The organism is Ketobacter sp. GenoA1 (genome assembly GCF_003671475.1).
Classification (GTDB): Bacteria; Pseudomonadota; Gammaproteobacteria; order Pseudomonadales; family Ketobacteraceae; genus Ketobacter.
This window is the reverse complement of record NZ_RCHM01000023.1, coordinates 479,931-498,101: the sequence shown is the minus strand read 5'-3', so window position 1 is coordinate 498,101 and position 18,171 is coordinate 479,931. Positions and strand designations below refer to the sequence as shown.

General features: G+C 50.9%; 11 protein-coding genes. 8 read left to right on the top strand and 3 right to left on the bottom strand.

Features of this window, described 5'->3' with window-relative positions; all coding sequences use genetic code 11:
• Positions 1-4: 4 nt before the first annotated feature.
• From edd to D9N13_RS10770, 8 genes are all read left to right on the top strand, one after another.
• On the top strand, positions 5-1,813 hold the full coding sequence (gene edd / locus D9N13_RS10805; RefSeq protein WP_290589335.1) for a phosphogluconate dehydratase: 1,809 nt from the start codon (positions 5-7) through the stop codon (positions 1,811-1,813).
• Positions 1,814-1,836: 23 nt separating this feature from the next.
• Positions 1,837-2,454, top strand: coding sequence for a bifunctional 4-hydroxy-2-oxoglutarate aldolase/2-dehydro-3-deoxy-phosphogluconate aldolase (gene eda, locus D9N13_RS10800; RefSeq protein ID WP_290589332.1), 618 nt, complete (start codon positions 1,837-1,839; stop codon positions 2,452-2,454).
• Between the two features lie 365 nt (positions 2,455-2,819).
• A complete protein-coding gene (gene scpA / locus D9N13_RS10795; protein ID WP_290589329.1) occupies positions 2,820-4,964 on the top strand; it encodes a methylmalonyl-CoA mutase in 2,145 nt (714 codons plus the stop codon).
• Positions 4,965-4,971: 7 nt separating this feature from the next.
• Complete coding sequence (meaB, locus tag D9N13_RS10790; RefSeq protein WP_290589326.1) at positions 4,972-5,928, top strand: methylmalonyl Co-A mutase-associated GTPase MeaB; 957 nt, start codon at positions 4,972-4,974, stop codon at positions 5,926-5,928.
• A gap of 226 nt (positions 5,929-6,154) precedes the next feature.
• Positions 6,155-8,407: a DUF1631 domain-containing protein gene (locus D9N13_RS10785; RefSeq protein WP_290589323.1), complete on the top strand. Its 2,253-nt coding sequence runs from the start codon at positions 6,155-6,157 to the stop codon at positions 8,405-8,407.
• Positions 8,408-8,428: 21 nt separating this feature from the next.
• On the top strand, positions 8,429-10,528 hold the full coding sequence (gene prsK, locus D9N13_RS10780; RefSeq protein WP_290589321.1) for an XrtA/PEP-CTERM system histidine kinase PrsK: 2,100 nt from the start codon (positions 8,429-8,431) through the stop codon (positions 10,526-10,528).
• Positions 10,525-11,880, top strand: coding sequence for a PEP-CTERM-box response regulator transcription factor (gene prsR / locus D9N13_RS10775; protein ID WP_290589319.1), 1,356 nt, complete (start codon positions 10,525-10,527; stop codon positions 11,878-11,880). Before prsK ends, prsR begins: the two co-directional genes overlap by 4 nt.
• Positions 11,881-11,895: 15 nt before the next feature.
• Positions 11,896-14,514, top strand: a complete 2,619-nt coding sequence (locus tag D9N13_RS10770; RefSeq protein ID WP_290589316.1) for a tetratricopeptide repeat protein — start codon at positions 11,896-11,898, stop codon at positions 14,512-14,514.
• 51 nt (positions 14,515-14,565) lie between these two features.
• On the opposite strand, the gene D9N13_RS10765 is transcribed toward D9N13_RS10770, so the two are convergent.
• The 3 genes from D9N13_RS10765 to D9N13_RS10755 are packed head-to-tail and all read right to left on the bottom strand — an operon-like array spanning position 14,566 to position 18,162.
• Positions 14,566-15,852, bottom strand: a complete 1,287-nt coding sequence (locus D9N13_RS10765; protein ID WP_290589315.1) for a hypothetical protein — start codon at positions 15,850-15,852, stop codon at positions 14,566-14,568.
• Positions 15,853-15,871: 19 nt separating this feature from the next.
• Positions 15,872-16,621, bottom strand: coding sequence for a polysaccharide biosynthesis protein (locus D9N13_RS10760; protein ID WP_290589312.1), 750 nt, complete (start codon positions 16,619-16,621; stop codon positions 15,872-15,874).
• Positions 16,621-18,162, bottom strand: a complete 1,542-nt coding sequence (locus D9N13_RS10755) for an XrtA system polysaccharide chain length determinant (RefSeq protein ID WP_290589309.1) — start codon at positions 18,160-18,162, stop codon at positions 16,621-16,623. The genes D9N13_RS10760 and D9N13_RS10755 overlap by 1 nt, the downstream gene beginning before the upstream one ends.
• Between the last annotated feature and the right edge of the window lie 9 nt (positions 18,163-18,171).

Sequence of the window (18,171 nt, the reverse complement as noted above, 5' to 3'; positions counted from 1 at the left end):
TAGCATGACACACCGGGTTCTACAAAGCGTACTGGATCAGTTAACACAACGCAGTCAGTCCACTCGCCAGGCCTATTTGGCTATGTGCGATGACATGCAAACCAATGCTCCGCAACGCTCACAAATCAGTTGTACCAACCTGGCCCACAGTTACGCCGCCGCCAGTAACGACGAAAAACAGTTGCTGCGCCAGACCCAGGCTACCCCCAACCTGGCGATCGTAACCGCCTACAATGATATGTTGTCGGCTCATCAGCCCTACTACCGTTACCCGGAAGCAATCAAACACTACGCCCTCAAACAGGGTGCTACAGCACAGGTAGCCGGCGGCACCCCGGCCATGTGCGATGGTGTAACTCAGGGGCAGCCCGGTATGGAGCTTTCGCTGTTCAGTCGGGATGTCATTGCCCTGTCCACAGCCGTCGCCCTATCCCACAACACTTTTGACGCAGGGCTTTATTTGGGAATATGCGACAAGATCGTACCCGGATTACTGATCGGCGCACTGTCCTTCGGTCACCTGCCCGGATTGTTCATTCCATCGGGCCCCATGCACAGCGGAATCAGCAACGATGAAAAAGGCAAGGTCAGGGTTGCTTACGCAGAAGGTAAGGTGAACGAAGAAGCTCTGCTGCGATCAGAAGAAAAATCCTATCACTCCGAGGGAACCTGTACCTTTTATGGCACAGCGAACTCCAACCAGATGCTGCTGGAAATCATGGGGCTGCAATTACCGGGCAGTGCCTTTGTGCCGCCCAACACCGACCTGCGCCATACCCTGACCGAAGCCGCCGTGAAGGCAACCATCAAATCCACCCTGCAACAGAGAACCGGCTTAGGTTATATATTGGATGCCGCCAATCTTCTGAACGGTGTCATTGGCCTTCTGGCCACCGGTGGTTCCACCAATCACACCCTGCACCTGGTTGCCATAGGGCGCGCCTGCGGCTGGCAACTTACCTGGGATGATATCGCCGCGCTCTCAGAGGTCATTCCGTTGCTGACGCGGCTGTACCCAAATGGATCCGCTGACGTAAACGCTTTTCATGCCAATGGCGGCACGCCGGCGGTGATAGACGCACTGTGGCGGGAGGAGCTATTGTTCACTGACATTGAAACAGCCTATGGCGAATCATTTGACCATGCCCGATTATTTCCGCTGCTGGAACCGGATAACACCCTTGGCTGGCAGCAAAGCTCGGACATCGAAAAAGATGACGCCGTCATGAAACCGGCCCACCACCCTTTTAAGCCCACCGGTGGCGTTAAATTGTTACGCGGCAACCTGGGTGAAGCCATCATCAAAGTATCCTCCCTGGATGAAAGCAAAGCGCAAAATGTCACGGCACCCGCCATCGTTTTTGAATCACAAATTGACATTATGGAGCAATTCAAAAAGGGTCAATTGAATAAGGATTTCATCGCCGTCCTGCCAGGCCAGGGGCCCGCCGCCAACGGTATGCCTGAACTCCACAAACTGACGCCGCCTCTGACCTCTTTACAAAACCAGGGCTTCCGTGTTGCACTGGTGACCGATGGCAGAATGTCGGGCGCCTCGGGAAAGTTTCCCGCTGCGATCCACCTCACGCCCGAAGCCGTCAAAGGCGGGCCCATCGGCAAGATCCAAACCGGAGACATAATCAGGCTGGATTGGTCCAATGACCAACTCGTTCTTGAGGTGGATTCTGCTACGCTGGATAAGCGGCCGCAATACTGTGCCCAGCATGAAACACCATCCCTGGGCAGAGCACTGTTTAAAAACGCACGAAAAAATTCAAGCCCGGCCAATCAAGGGGCCAGCTTTATTCTCTAGGAGCACATTTTTAGGAGCACATTGTGACTATCAGCTTTCAGGAACTGGCCAGCGCCGGCAAATCCATTGTTCCCGTCATTGCGCTGCCTTCTTTGGACTGTGCACAACCATTGGCTGATACATTGAGCAGCTGCGGCTTTCACGTATTGGAGATCACCCTGCGTACCGATTGCGCGCTGGAAGCGATCAAACTCTTATCCGACACCAGGCCGGATTTGGTGATCGGCGCGGGCACCGTCAAAAACAGCGGGCAATTAACTCAGGCTATCGCTGCAGGCGCCCAGTTTGTGGTCAGCCCGGGCACCGACGCTGTTATGATTGAACAAGCCAATAACCAGGGCGTTGCCCTGGTGCCCGGCGTCATGACCCCCAGCGAGATCATGATTGCGGAAAATCATGGTTTGGACACCGTAAAACTGTTTCCTGCGGCACTGGCCGGTGGCACCGACTTTATTTCCGCCATGAGCGCAATCTTCCCCACCATAAAGTTCTTTCCGACCGGTGGCGTATCGGAAGACAACGTCAATCAATACTTGTCGCTCCCCAATGTGGTGTGCGCAGGGGGCACCTGGTTAACCCCCAAAAGCCTGATGGAAAAAGGCCACTGGGACAAAATCCATGAAATCGCGCAGCGTTGCTAGACAGTACCGCATTAAAATGGTGGCGACCGGCAAACTCATCAACAAACATGACAATCCGCCACCCCAATGGCCACTGCGCTGATCCTCAAAACCAGCAGAAACCGGCAAAGTGCGCCTTGTATCAGGACAAACTCAGTTCAACCCATTGATTTTTACGTGATTTTAATCTCTGTAACGCTTTTTTGGATGAATTCTTTTCAATATTTGGGTAGTCTACCCCGCACTTTAGGGGCAACTCCCATTTTTGACTCAGTACCTTTTCCGTTTTATCCAATAACCTTTTAAAATCGACAGAGTTAGTTTTTGGGGCTACGGGCGGAAAAAATGACCACAGGGTCAACCGCATAAAAACACGCGAGGTAGTTATGACGACAGAGAACAACAAGCCTTCATTAGAGCAATGGCAGGAACTGGCCACAAAAGAGCGCAAGGGCCGCTCCCCTGATGAGTTGATCTGGGAAACCCCGGAAGGCATCGACGTCAAACCTCTCTACACCGCCGCAGATACTGCCAACCTGGAAAACGCCAATACCCTGCCCGGCTTTGCCCCCTTCGTCCGCGGACCCAAAGCTACCATGTATGCCGGCCGCCCCTGGACCATTCGCCAGTACGCAGGCTTCTCTACCGCCGAAGAATCCAATGCCTTCTATCGCAAGAATCTGGCAGCCGGCCAACAAGGTGCCTCCGTTGCATTCGACCTGGCCACCCATCGCGGTTATGACTCCGACCACCCTCGGGTTACCGGTGACGTGGGCAAGGCCGGTGTCGCCATCGACTCGGTGGAAGACATGAAAATTCTGTTTGACGGCATCCCGCTGGACCAGGTTTCAGTTTCCATGACCATGAATGGCGCGGTATTGCCGGTACTGGCCATGTACATAGTGGCGGCAGAAGAACAGGGTGTCAGTCAGGATAAGCTGTCAGGCACCATTCAGAATGACATTTTGAAAGAGTTCATGGTGCGCAACACCTATATTTATCCACCGGAAGGCTCCATGCGCATCATCGGCGACATCATTGGCTACACCTCCGCCAATATGCCCAAGTACAATTCCATCTCCATTTCCGGCTACCACATCCAGGAAGCCGGTGCAGACGCGGCCCTGGAGCTGGCCTACACACTGGCAGATGGCAAGGAATACATCGAAACCGCCCTCAAAACCGGGTTGGACATCGATCAGTTTGCACCACGTCTGTCTTTCTTTTTCGGCATCGGCATGAACTTCTATATGGAAATTGCCAAGCTGCGCGCAGCACGCCTGCTGTGGGACCGAATTGTAAGCGAATACAATCCGCAGAAGCCCACCTCCCGCATGCTGCGCACCCACTGCCAGACCTCCGGCTGGTCTCTGACCGAGCAGGATCCCTACAACAACGTGGTGCGCACGACCATTGAAGCCATGGCGGCCGTTTTCGGCGGCACCCAATCTCTGCATACCAATGCATTTGATGAGGCCATCGCCCTGCCCACGGAGTTTTCCGCCCGGATTGCCCGCAATACCCAGATCATCGTGCAGGAAGAAACCGGCATCACCAAAGTGGTAGACCCCTGGGGCGGCTCCTACATGATGGAGTCCCTGACTCAGGAAATAGCCGACAAAGCCTGGGCCATCATCCAGGACATTCAAACCAAGGGCGGCATGGCGAAAGCCATTGAACAAGGTGAACCCAAGCTGCGCATTGAAGAGGCCGCGGCACGCAAGCAGGCACGAATTGACCGTGGCGAAGACGTTATCGTGGGCGTTAACAAGTATATCCTGGAAAACGAAGATCCCGTGGACGTGCTGGACATCGACAACAGCAGGGTACGGGAGCAGCAGGTGGCCCGCCTGCAATCCATTCGCGGCAGCCGCGACCAGGCCGCGTGTGACGCAGCACTTGCTGAATTGACCCAATGGGCTGAATCCGGTGCCGGTAACGGCCTGGATCTGGCAGTGAAAGCCGCCCGCCAGCGCGCAACCGTGGGTGAGATCAGTGACGCCATTGAAAAAGTCTGGGGACGCTACAACGCCAGCGCCAAAACCGTGTCCGGAGTCTATGGCAGCTCTTACGAAACCGACAGTGACTGGCAGCAAATGCGCCAGGAAATTGAATCCTTCGAGCAATCCCACGGCCGGCGGCCGCGCATGCTGGTGGCAAAAATGGGCCAGGACGGCCATGACCGCGGTGCTAAAGTGATCGCCACCGCCTTTGCCGACGTTGGCTTTGACATCGATCTCTCCCCGCTGTTTTCAACCCCGGAAGAAGTTGCCAAGCAAGCGGTGGAAAATGACGTGCATGTCATCGGCGTATCCTCACAGGCCGCCGGCCACAAAACCCTGGTACCCGATTTGATTGCGGCGCTGAAAAACGAAGATGCCAGTGACATCATCGTGGTGGTGGGCGGCGTGATTCCCCGCCAGGATTATGATTTCCTGTATCAGGCCGGTGTGAAAGGCATCTTTGGTCCAGGCACCAAAATTCCGGTTTCTGCCCGTAAGGTACTGGACGAGATCAACCAGGTTGCCTGAATTCAAAATGTCTATTGATATCACCACGCTTTTGCAGGGGAACCGGCGTTCCCTGGCAAAAGCCATCACGCTGACCGAAAGCAAACTGGAGCGTCATCGCGATGAAGCGCAGGCGCTCCTGGAGCAGATTCTTCCCCACACCGGCAAGAGCATCCGGATTGGAATCACCGGCATTCCCGGTGTGGGCAAGTCCACTTTCATCGAGGCTTTTGGGCTGCACCTGATCCGGCAGGGGCACAAAGTAGCGGTGCTTGCCGTGGACCCAAGCTCGCCCATCACCGGTGGCAGCATTCTGGGTGACAAAACCCGCATGGAGGTCTTGTCGCAACAGGCGAACGCCTTTATACGCCCTTCCCCCAGCGGGGGCGCTCTAGGTGGGGTGGCCCAGAAAACCCGGGAAGCCATGCTGTTGTGCGAAGCAGCCGGTTACGATGTCATTCTGGTGGAAACCGTAGGCGTTGGACAATCTGAATACGAAGTTGCCGGCATGGTGGACTTCTTTCTGGTGCTGATGCTGCCCAATGCCGGGGATGAGCTGCAGGGTATCAAGAAAGGCATCCTGGAACTGGCCGACGGTATTGCCGTTAACAAGGCCGACGGCAGCAACCGTCAGCTGGCACAACAAACCCAACGTCATTATCAGAATGCCCTGGGCATACTCCAGCACAACCACTTCTGGCACCCGGAAGTGGTGCTGTGCTCCGCCCTCGAAAACGGCAATATTGACAGCATTTGGCAGATGATAATGAACTTTAAGGAAAAATCGCAGGAAATTGGCCATTTTTCCAAAAACAGGGCCATCCAGAATAAGGAATGGATGTGGCGCCTTGTTCATGAATTAATCGATCGCCGACTCAAGCAAAGCCCCAGCGCGCGGGTGCTGTGCGAAGACATGCAGCAAAAAGTCACCGACGGTGAAACCACACCTTACATTGCCGCTCACAGGATTGTAGAATCTCTCTAAACCATTAAGGCCAAATATTGCCTGTCGCAATTTACCGCCTTAATGGGATACAATCAGATTACTTATCAATCACATAAATCACAAAAACCGTGAAATTTTTACATTGTTTCCAACCCAGAAAGTAGTTCAAAATATGAACTAATTGGGGCAATGGTTTTGGATGGGCAATTCAATGATGAGCGACAAAGATCAACGGAACAGACCGACTTCAAATGTCTCTGCCACGATGCCTACGCTCATCAAGCAGGTAAAGGAAAACGCGTTCTCCATTTTATCCAACAACTTCAGCCAGTTCTTCAGCAGCTGCGACGACCTGTTCTTCGACCTGGCCTCCAAAGCCGGTACCAATAACGAGCAAAACCTTTACTTTGATTCCATGCGCGAAGTGCGCATCAAAAAGCCCGAAGTGTGGAACATATTCAAGGCCCGTTACGAAGAAAACTTTCGCGCACTCACCAAAGGCCGTATTAGTGGCCGCACCGAATCTTCCCAACGCAGCACAGACGATAGCTTCAGCCTGGAATCGATCCAGCTTGTGGGCAAGGATGACATGGAGCAGGATGTGGCGGTTACCGGCATCGTCAACCGGGCACGCATTGAGAATCAGGAACTACTGTATCAGCTGAATTGCCGTTTCGATTATCTGATGCCGGACGTGCGGGTCAATGAAACCAACAACCCCCTCGACCCGGCCCAGATCTGCGCAGCGGTGACCGAATCCCTGAAAGCACTGGATCTGGATATCAAGTGCAAAGTCATCTTACTCAAGCACCTGGACCGCACCGTTATTGTGGAGCTTCGCAATATCTACTCCCTGGTCAATGATCTGATGGTGAGTGCCGGCGTACTGCCGCAAATTCGATTTGATGTACGCAAAAATAAAAACGCGACGGGCACGGCAGCAGCCGCTGCTGCTGCGCAGGGTTATGAACAGGGGCAGCCGGAAGCAGCCTATGGGGCCGAAACTGCTGCACAATCACCCGGTGTTGCAGGTGTGGCAGGCACCGCAATGGGGGCTGGAATGCCCATGGGCAGCTCCGGTGTAACGCTTGGCCAGGTCCTGGGTATCTTCAACCAACTGCGCTCCAGTGGCATTTCGGTACCGGGGGGGATATCCCGCCCGGTGAGCGGTAACTCAACCCCGATTTCCCAACAGAGCCTGCTGGAATCGCTCACCGCCATGCAGCTGTCCAGTGAATATCTGCAGTCCCCACAGAGTTTTGACGTTCGCAATGTGGTCGCCCAGATATTGGACGAAAACAAGAAAACGGGGAAAGAGGATGCACTGGATGAATCGGACGAGGACATCATCAACCTGGTTGCGATGTTCTTCGACTTCGTTCTGGATGACCGCAACCTGCCTGTGCCCTTCCAGGCTTTGATCAGCCGGCTGCAGATCCCGATTTTGAAAGTTGCGCTGAAAGACAAACACTTCTTTACCCACAGCGATCACCCTGCCCGCCGCTTCATTAATGAGATCGCCACGTCCGCCGTCGGTTGGGATGAAAGCAGCGAATCCCAGCAGGACAAGCTCTATAAAGAAGTGAACCGCTTGGTTCACGACATTATTGAGAACTTTACCGGAGACGTCGGCATTTTCGAGAAGGCCCTGGCCTCTTTTCAAACTGCCACCAAGCTTGACCAGAATAAGGCCAATGTCCTGGAGAAACGAACCCAGGAAGCAGCCCAGGGCAAAGCCAAAGCTGAACATGCCCGGGAACAAGCCAACACGACCATATACAGTCGCCTGAAAGACTGTCAACTGCCCGGCTACGTTATCGACTTCATCGTCAAAGATTGGCAGAAAGTCTTGCTTTATGTACACCTGAAGCAAGGGGTGGAAAGCACTGAGTGGCTTGAAGCAAAGCAAGTGGTGGATCAGTTGGTGTGGGCCTTACGCCCGCACTCTGATGAACGTTCGCTACGCCGACTTGATAAGATCAAGGACGAGCTGCTGCGTAAAATATCCCATGGCCTCGAGGCCATCAACCACTCCCGGGAAAGTATCCTCAATACGCTCAGCGTCATTGAACAGACATTCGAACAGGTCATCACTCAACAGCTCGACGCTGAAACGTTGTCATCACTGAAACCTGCACACTTGGCCGCGCTGGGTCAGGCCGGTGAGATGCAAAGCGAAAACTGGGACAACATGACCGCGGTGCAACGCCAGCAATTGAAAATCCAGGCAGCGGCCAAAGAATTCGTAACCAAAGCCACCAGAATCCGCCCCGGTACCTGGGTTGATTACTCCCCTCCCAACAGCGCCAAGACTTTTCGCTGCAAGTTGGCAATGGTAACCGACCCCGGCGAGACTTATGTATTTGTGAACCGGTTCGGCTTGCGTGTATTCGATAAGAAACTCAACGAATTTGCCGGGGATATGCAACGTGGCTATGTCAAGATTCTGGAGAACGGGGTGTTGTTTGAAAGGGCCATGGGTAATATTTCCGACAAGCTAAAAAAACTGGCAGGCTAAAACCATCATAAGCTCTCCTTGATGCTACTCGAGAACGTTACCTTCACCAGCTATTTGGGTGGCTCGCTTTTGCTTGGAGCCCTTACCCTAATTTCCATTTTTCTGTGGCTGAAGCGTCACATTACCTTTTCACTGATGTTTGCCTCTTTAATATCAGTGACCTGGTGCTCCATATTGGCCTGGGATTCCTATTCTCCCAGCCTGACCGTACAGCAACTGATCCTCTGCGAAACCTTGCGTTTTGGCAGCTGGATATTCGGAATCCTGCAACAACTCAAATACAGCAACCAAAACCGGAAAGTGCAAAGGGGCCCCTTCCTGCTGTTGCACATCCTCTGGATATTGGCGGGCATTGTTTTTGTCATCATCCTGCCGACACTCATCGACAACAAGAATCAGGCCTACAAGCTTTATGTCTGGTCAAGCCTCTTGCTCACTATTCTTTGTATTGTCGCGGTGGAACAACTGTTTCGCAACTCACCCCACAACCGTATCAACAAAGTCTACAGCCTTGGATTAGCGGGAATCCTGCTTTACGACCTCTATCTATTCTCCTATGCATTGCTGTTTGGCCAGCTGGATGCGGAAATCTGGCGAGCTCGCGGCGCCGTCAATGGCGCCTCCGCCATATTCCTCTCCTTCGCGTTGTTGGCGGTAAGCTCCCAGAACTACCCCCAGCAAAACCGAGTCACCATCTCCAGGCCAATGGCGTTCTATACCACCGGATTAACCACGGCAGGCTTTTTTCTGGCACTGATGGCCGCTGGAGGCTATTACATCAAACTGTACGGCGGCGACTGGGGAACAGTGATCCAGGTTACCCTCATATTCAGTGCTTTGATCAGCATTGCCGTCATGTTCCTTTCGGAATCCGCCCGGGCCAATCTCAGCGTATACATTGACAAGCATTTTTTCGTACACAAATACGATTATCGATCCCAGTGGCTAAGCCTGATCCACCATCTGACCTCATCCCCTGAAGACAACGAAGATCCCCATCAAAAAGCGCTGAAGGCGATCATGGACGTGGTTAAATGCAGCGGCGGTATGCTGTGGATGGACAACCAGTTTGGCCGCTTCATTCCCATTGCAACACTGAATATGAACTTTCCCCGCCAGGAATGCGAAGAGCCATCTGGCAGCGAATTCTGCACTATCCTGCGTGAGCAGGAATGGGTGTTTTCACCTTCTGCCGCCTCTGACCATGAGCTCAGTAATTTCAATGAATACCTGCCTGAATGGAGCAAGGAAATTGGCGATCTATGGCTGATCATCCCCATGCTGGTGGACAGCGAGCTGATTGGCTTCGTCTTATTGAGCAGCCCGCCTACTGAGTTTGCCTTGACCTGGGAAGATCTCGACCTGTTCAAAACCGTGGGCCGGGAAGTAGCCAACTACGTATCCCGCAACGAAGCGGCTGAGCTGCTGGCCCAATCCAAACAATTTGACGCCTATAACAAACTGTCCGCATTTGTAATGCATGATCTTAAAAATCTGATCGCACAACAGGCTCTGGTTGTGGAAAATGCTGCCAAGCACAAGGAAAACCCGGATTTTATCGATGACATGATCCGAACAATCGACAACTCTGTACAAAGAATGAGCAACCTCCTGAAGAAGCTTCAGCAAACCCAACCGTCCTCAGGCCGGCCGCTGGAACTGAAAAACATCATCGTTAACTCAGTTAAAAAATGTCAGGATAGAATGCCGCCACCAACATTGAGAATCATAGAAGATTCCCTTAAAGTTGTTGCCGATGAAGATAATTTGGAAATGATCGTTACCCACATTATCAAGAATGCCCAGGAAGCAACAGCATCCGATGGCTATGTTGATGTGACGCTACGATCAGAGGACGGCAACCAGGCGATAATTGAAGTGGAAGACAACGGTTGCGGCATGGACAGCGACTTCCTCAAGAACCGCCTTTTCAGACCATTTGATACCACCAAATCCGGCAAGGGTATGGGCATTGGCGTGTATCAAACCCGGGAATTTATTCGTAATTTGGGAGGCGATGTTCTGGTAAAAAGTGAACCCGGCGTCGGTACCACTTTCACCATTCGCATCCCCATGGATACCGGGGACCATAATTCTACAGCACAAGTTGAACAAGTATGACCGAGAACAAACCGGTACTGCTCATCGTTGAAGATGATTTGGGACTACAAAGCCAACTCAGGTGGCATTTTGACAAGTACGAAGTGGTGGTTGCACCTGACCGAAACAGTGCCATAGCTGCGATCCGCATGCATGAACCCGCCGTAGTGCTCCAGGACCTGGGGCTACCTCCCGATGAAGAGGGTGTGGAAGAAGGGTTCGCAACCATTCAGGAAACCCTGCGCATAGCACCAAACACCAAAATTATTGTGGTCACCGGTTACCACGACTACTCAAATGCTCTGCGCGCGGTGGCGATGGGGGCATACGATTTCTATCAAAAGCCGGTGAATACCGATACCCTGGATTTAATTGTCCAGCGTGCCTACCAGATGTGGGAGCTGGAACAGGAAAACAGAAGACTGCAGGATAACAGCCAAAATGCGCTTCCCGGGGTTATCGCCAGCGACGATCGCATGGCATCGATCTGCAGGATTATTGAAAAAATCGCCCCTACCGATGTCACCTGTCTGATTCTGGGTGAATCTGGTACGGGTAAAGAAGTAATTGCCCGTGCCGTCCACACCTTGAGTTCACGCAATGATAAACGTTTCGTTGCCATCAACTGTGCCGCGGTCCCTGAGAACCTCATGGAAAGCGAATTGTTCGGCTATGAAAAAGGCGCCTTTACCGGAGCAACCAAAAGGACCCTGGGCAAAGTGGAGGTGGCCAGCGGAGGCACACTGTTTCTGGACGAGATCGGCGATATGCCCCTGGCTTTACAAGCAAAGCTACTGCGCTTTCTACAGGAGCGTGTAGTGGAACGGCTCGGAGGTCGGGAAGAGATCCCGGTGGATGTTCGAGTGGTCTGCGCCACCAATAAAAACCTGGAGCAAATGGTAGCAGAAGGAACATTTCGTGAAGATCTATTCTACCGCATCAGTGAAATGGTAATTGATTTGCCACCGTTGCGGGACCGTGGCGGAGACAAAGCTCTACTTGCCCGTCACTTGCTTGCAAAATTCTGCGATCAGCTGAACAAGAATATCAAGGGCTTTACTCCCGAAGCGATTACCGCTATCGAGGGTTATGAATGGCCGGGTAATATTCGGGAAATGGAGAACAAATTAAAACGCGCCGTCATAATGTGTGATCAAAAAAATGTTGGATTGCTGGACCTTGGCTTGCCACAGCATGACGACTTGTCCCTCAATCTTCGCACCGTGAGGCAGGAGGCTGAAAAAGCCGCTATCATCCGTGCCATTAACATGTCAGATGGAAACATTTCTGCCGCCGCAAAACTGCTGGGCGTCACCCGGCCCACGCTATATGACCTAATTAAAAAATACGGGATTCATATCCAAGAAATCTGAGTTCGGGATACTGTAATGAACATTATGAACAAAGCAGCTTTTTTCTGTTTACTGATGCTAACTATTTCTGCCTGTTCCGATAACGAAGAGCAGCAGCAGACGAATAAATCGGCGGAGTATCTGGCCCGGGCTGAGAGCTACTTCAACCAGGGCCAATACAAAGTTGCCATTATTGAAATAAAAAATTCCCTGCAGGCCGATAACAACAATATCGAAGCCTATAACTTGCTGGCTAGCACTTATTTTGAGCAAGGCAAACACCGTCAGTCGATTGCCCTGTTAAATACCCTTCCCGAAAAAAACAGTGAATCCACTTTGCTGCTTGCCAAAAACTATATAATCCTGGGTAAGGCCAAATCAACACTGGAAACCCTACAGGCCGCCTTTGATAAAGGCCAGCTGAATGATAATTTCGAAGCGAAGTTCATTGAAATCAAAGCGTTGGTTATATTGAACGAGATCAGCGCATCGCAAAAAAGAATGAAAACCCTGCATTCCCTTGCCCAGACCTCGGAACAGCAATCCGACGCAGCCCTCGCACAGGCAATGATCTATGCCAAAAGCAACAAACGGACACAACAGCTGACTGAGCTGGAGAAAGCATTAAAGCTTAATGAGAACAATATTGAAGCGCTGTTAATGCTTGCACGATACAAGTTCAACAATGACGACCTGGAAGCCGCCGAAGATTATCTCTCTCAAGCCCTTTTTACCCTACCCTCAACCGACAGTATGACACTGCAAAGGCTGCAGGTATTAAGAGCCATGGTAGCCACCCTATCTAAACAAGGCAGGTCATCTGAAGCCATGATCTACTCTAAGCTGATAGCGGAAGCCAATCCACGGGCGCAGGAACTTGAGGCCGAATTCCAGGAGGCAGTGGACGCAATAAAAGCCGGTGACATCACCACAGCAAGCACCATTTTGGAAAACCTGTACAGCAGCAACCCCAATCAAACCATGGGTGCCATGTTGGGAATGATCAAATATTCAAAGGGCGACTTTCGGGCCGCCTCCGAACTGTTTGGAAATTCTATCGATCCTGAAACAGCTTCCGATCAGGCCCTACTTGCCTACGCCGCAACTGAACTTCAGATGCGCAACCCCGAACAGGCAATCCAGGCCATCGAATCCAATATTCGCGAGAAGGCCGATAGCCCTAAACTGCTGTCATTGTATGGACTGGCATTACTCTTTAACGGCGACACCCAGAAAGCCATCGAAGTGATGAAAGCGGCGCTGGACCTTGCGCCTGACATGAGTAAAACACGCCTGGCACTGGCAGACGCCCTCAACCGTACCGGTGACAAGCAAGAGGCGCTGAAGGAACTGGAGCAAGCTTTTCAATATGCGCCTGACGATATCACCATCCAGGCCAGACTCCTTAGCCACTACGAAGTCTTGAAAGAAACCGCCAAGATCAATAGCCTTGTTGACAAACTGTCGACCAGCAAGAATCCTCAAAGCCGCGCGCTGGCTGGTTTAACCCTGCTCAATTCCGAACCTGACAGAGCCAGGCAAATCATTGATGATGCTTATAGTGCACTCCCCACCAACAACTACACGATAAATGCAAAGTTGATCGAGTCTATCAAGCGTAATTCACCAGCAGACATTATCCGTTATTCGAACGAATTGCTTGAGCAAGAACCAAACCATATTTTTGCCCTGAGCAGCGCCGCTTCGGTGAAAGCAAAGACAGGCGGTGATTCGGGAGCACTCAGTTACTTAACCGAAAAGGCTGAAGAATCCGTAAACAGCTGGGCACCTGATTATCTCATGAGTCGTCATTACGCTCGAAATTTCAATTTCGATAAAGCAATTGTTCATGGGGAGGCGGCCTTAACCCGCTCTACCTTCAACCAAACTATCAGCCGCTATATGGTTGAACTCTATAAATCTGCAGCTACTGACAGACTGCGCTCGGGCAAGCCCGGGGACGCCAAGAAGCTGTTAATGGACGCCTTGCAAGTTTCCCCTGCCGATGCCTCTGTATTTCATTTGTTGGTGGGCGTGGAGTTAACAGAGGATAATTTAACGCAAGCGAAGAAGATTGCTGCACAAGCCGATAGCGAATCGCAGGATCCATACGTAAGCCATCTGATCAGTGGCGACATCAAGAAACATGAAAACTTGATTGAAGAAGCCATACTGCATTATCTGGATGCCTGGAGAATGAGACCAAGTGATCAGCTTGCGAAGTTGATTTGGTCAAACCTGTCTGATGAGACCAGTGTCAAACGCATGGAATTCTTGGACGAGTGGGAGAAGCAAATCCCCGGCAGCTATGAAGCATCTACATTGCGGGCAATCCGCTATCAACAAACAAACCAGAACGATCGGGCGCTGGCCCAATATAAGAAATCTCTTGAACTGAATCCCAACCAACCCATAGCGCTTAACAATCTGGCTTGGCTTTTATACGAAAACAGCAAGATGAATGAAGCTATGTTTTATGCGGAAAAAGCAAAATCACTTACCCCGGAGAACCCGGCCATTTTGGATACGTACGCCCTGGTTGCTCATAAGAGCGGTAAGCTGGATGAGGCCAAAGCTGCCATATCCAAGGCACATCAATTGGCTCCGGATAACGCAGATATCCAGAAACACTACGACGATATACTTGGTCGGTAATTTTAGAGCGGTGCGGCCACATTCAAAGGGCCGCACCGGTGGAAGAATTTTCTAGAAGGTATAATTGGCTTCCGCCCGCACAGAATATACTTCATATTCCTCAATTTCAGTGGGTGCTCGACGGGTTTGCGCTTCCAACATCCCCGTCACCTGAAAGCGCCTGGAGTAGGCTTTCGACAATGAAAAATTGTAGACGTTTTCATAGTCTACTTCTGAAAACTCGCTACCATCGGCATAGTCAGTCCGAACAAACGAGTAGGTAATATTCGAGCTAAGGGACTGGCTTATGGCTCTGGTGTAGTTCAAATCCACACCATCACGATCCGTATCCAAAACGGAATCATATAGGTCGTCAGAATCCCGGTAAACCACAACACCAAATTGATCACGGCCGGATAAAATATAGTTGTAACGTGCCTCTGCGCGCTTCCTTACCGTCAACGACCTGACATCGGTATTAATATCAATAGGGCCTTGCCCACCGGTAAAATCCCCACCGGACAAACCAACGGTGGTATCCGTTATGTCTCTTAGAACGTTTACGCTCAAATCACTGTTCACAAACGCCCAGGAAAAGTCGAACGTGTACGATGTGCCTTTGGTTGACCGACCGGTGGGCGGATTTACGGACCGTTTACCCACATCCAGGCTGACAGCACCATTTGCAAGCTGCCGGGCGTAGTTAACCTGACACACTACCGTTTCATAATCTGCATCGTCTTCGGTGAAATCAACTTTCTCACCAGAACAGGTCATCCCTCCATTGGTTCTACGGCTAAAGGCATGGCTCCAGGAAAGATCCACCGACCCCCGATTACTATTATTAATCTCAGATTCCCGAAATCGGACAATGGATACATTGCCATTTACGGAAACCTGATTCCGCCCTGTATTCACAACGAAATAATCGAGCCCGGTTTGAGCCGAATTACGCTGGTCACGGTTATCAGGATTATCCGGGGTGAGGCTATCACGCAGAGTAATGGAGGACGCTATCTCAGAATTCCACGACAACCTTCTGGGCAAAAGCGGAATCACAAACGTGCCTGTACCTTCCATGTAATTGGCATTGTCAAAACTGTCTCTTAGATAGTTCTCGTGGGAGAAGCTGTATTCCAGGGCAATATCATTTACTTCCTGAATGCTTTGAAGACTTAAATCCAGCGATAGTTCTGAAACCAGATCATGCCGCCGGTCAATGCTGCTGTAAAAAACGTTATCGATCCATTCCCCTGACACGCCTACCGATACCTGGCTATCCATCGCACTGTAACCATCCGCGCCTACCGATAGCAGACACAGCGCAGCCACATTCCCCAGTTTAGTTTTGAGTGACATTCCGCCAACCTTTAGAAAATCAATTATTAAAAATAAGGCCTGCTAATTTTTCTTTCCCAATTGCCTCCACCGCTGACACCAGCTGCCCCTCTGAAACTTTGCCATACGGTACGACCAATACACAGAAATCACTAAAAGCAGTCAATATACGGGCCTCAGCCCAGAGGCCAATGGGTGGCACATCAAGAATAATAAAACGATCTGGATAACGCTCTTTCAGATCCCCAACAAACTGCTTCATGCGCTCCGATGAAAAGTATTCTGCACCCACTTCCACATGAGTCCCCGCCGGAATTACCCTAAGCCTGGGGATACCGGTGGCATAAATGATGTCGTTAATATCCAGGTGCTCTTCAGCCAAATAATCCGTAAGCCCATAATCAGGCTCAACATCCAACAACGAACTGAGGCTGGAGTCATACAGATTACAATCTATCAGCAACGCAGTTTTGGTTTTATCCAAAGCAAGCACTGCCCCCAGATTGGTGGCAATAAAACTGTTCCCTGCCTTGGCCGTCAGCGACGTAACCATGACCACGAAATTGCCACCCTTTGACATCTTCACCAATTGGGTTCTGATTTCACGAAAGGTATTCAGAACCTCTTTATTGGGCATACTGGCATTGATGATCTTTCGCGCCGTCAGCTCATCCGGTGTCATATGGCCCAATTCAGCCATATTACTGATACGGGAGCTGTTCGCGGGCCTTTTCAGATCGATGACCTGGGATTTGACCTGCTTGTTACCGGATTTTGAATCATTATCCATCAAAACACTCCAGCTCGATGCGCAAATGCAATTGACAAGTAAACGACCATGACCAGTACGATAAATATACTTAGTAGTATGACATCACTTCTCAATATCCGTTTACCCAGGGGTGTGGTCATATGAGGCACAACCCCCAGCACTCTTACCCCCGTAATGCGTTCCAGAGAATCAGCAAATCGTATGCGCGGATCCACATAGACATATACGACCAACAAGCCCAAAGGAATCAATGCGCCAAGCAGAGGGCCGGCTAACACAAAATGCAAAAACCTGAAACCATCAGGTTGAATCGGGAAACTGGCGGGCTCCTGAATTCGGAAGGAAACCCCCTGGCCTTCAATGTCGAGCGTCATTGAAAGTCGAGCACGCTCCTTACGCTCCAGCATGTCTTCATAGATTGACCGTGTGACATTGTAATCCCTGGTCAACTCGGCCAGGTCCGCCTGCCTTTCCGCTATGCGTTCCAAACGGTCACGCTCTTCCTGCAACTCAGCGTTTTGCCTTTCCAGGCGCCGCCGCCGCGCATTCAAATCCACCTTTTCGGTAGCAATTAAACGTCTTAACTCTTCATACAAGGGGTTTACGTTATTTTCTGAACTGGAATTGGAACCACTGACGGTCACCAGCGCAGACCCTTCAGAGTTTTGTATGGCCGCCTTAAGGTCGACGATCTGTTGCTTCAGGGCAACCACATCGGGATAGTCTTCTGTATAGGTAAGCAACAGGGTGTCTAACCTGCTTTGTGCATCAGACAACCGGCTGCGCAACTCTTCATTGCGGAATCGGTTTTCTACAAATTGCGTCTCACTTACCAGCTCACGCTCAAGAGAATTAATTCGGGTCAGAGATTCTTCAATTTCAATTTCAATCGTTTCAATTTCATTTTCGATGGCAATGATTCGGGTCCGCGCTTCTCCCTCTGTACCGTCATAGTTATCAGAGTTGAATTCTTTCAGGCTCTGCTCCGCGGCAACCAGTTGATCCTTGTAGTTTTTGGCTTGTTTATCAATAAACAGGTAGGCTTCCCTACTTTCTCTGCGTTTGGATTCCGCTGAATCCCTGATGAACAAATCGGTAACCTTGGACACAATGTTGTATACAACAGATGCGTCATTGCCACTGAACGAAATTTCAATCAGTCCGGGTCCGATGGCTCGTATAGACAAACGATTTCCAATTGATCGAGTGGTGTTTTCCACTTCAAGGGCATTTTCAGGATTGGCAACCAGGTTCAGATCCTCGACGGCCTGACGCAACAAACGCGGCGAAGTGATGGCTTCACGAACATTTTTTATCTGATCTGATATTGACGTTGTGGCGGCCTGCCCCTGCAACAAAGGGCGAATAATATTCTGGCTATCTGCATAGATTTGAGTTCTGGCACTGAACTGCTTGGGAAATTGAGTGCCAACCAGCAACACCGCCAAAGAAACTATTGCGAACGATACGGCAACAATAGTCTTATGATTGATGGCTTCTCGTATTACAACTTTTACAAAGTTGATAATAAAGGATGCGTCAAGGTTGGCTTCACTCATATTCAATTC

Excerpts from the sequence above, each read along its gene's own strand:
- edd (WP_290589335.1), top strand. The coding sequence starts at position 5 with ATGACACACCGGGTTCTACAAAGCGTACTGGATCAGTTAACACAACGC.
- D9N13_RS10760 (WP_290589312.1), bottom strand. The coding sequence starts at position 16,621 with ATGGATAATGATTCAAAATCCGGTAACAAGCAGGTCAAATCCCAGGTC.
- prsR (WP_290589319.1), top strand. The coding sequence starts at position 10,525 with ATGACCGAGAACAAACCGGTACTGCTCATCGTTGAAGATGATTTGGGA.
- prsK (WP_290589321.1), top strand. The coding sequence starts at position 8,429 with ATGCTACTCGAGAACGTTACCTTCACCAGCTATTTGGGTGGCTCGCTT.
- D9N13_RS10765 (WP_290589315.1), bottom strand. The coding sequence starts at position 15,852 with ATGTCACTCAAAACTAAACTGGGGAATGTGGCTGCGCTGTGTCTGCTA.
- D9N13_RS10755 (WP_290589309.1), bottom strand. The coding sequence starts at position 18,162 with ATGAGTGAAGCCAACCTTGACGCATCCTTTATTATCAACTTTGTAAAA.
- meaB (WP_290589326.1), top strand. The coding sequence starts at position 4,972 with ATGTCTATTGATATCACCACGCTTTTGCAGGGGAACCGGCGTTCCCTG.
- scpA (WP_290589329.1), top strand. The coding sequence starts at position 2,820 with ATGACGACAGAGAACAACAAGCCTTCATTAGAGCAATGGCAGGAACTG.
- D9N13_RS10770 (WP_290589316.1), top strand. The coding sequence starts at position 11,896 with ATGAACATTATGAACAAAGCAGCTTTTTTCTGTTTACTGATGCTAACT.
- D9N13_RS10785 (WP_290589323.1), top strand. The coding sequence starts at position 6,155 with ATGCCTACGCTCATCAAGCAGGTAAAGGAAAACGCGTTCTCCATTTTA.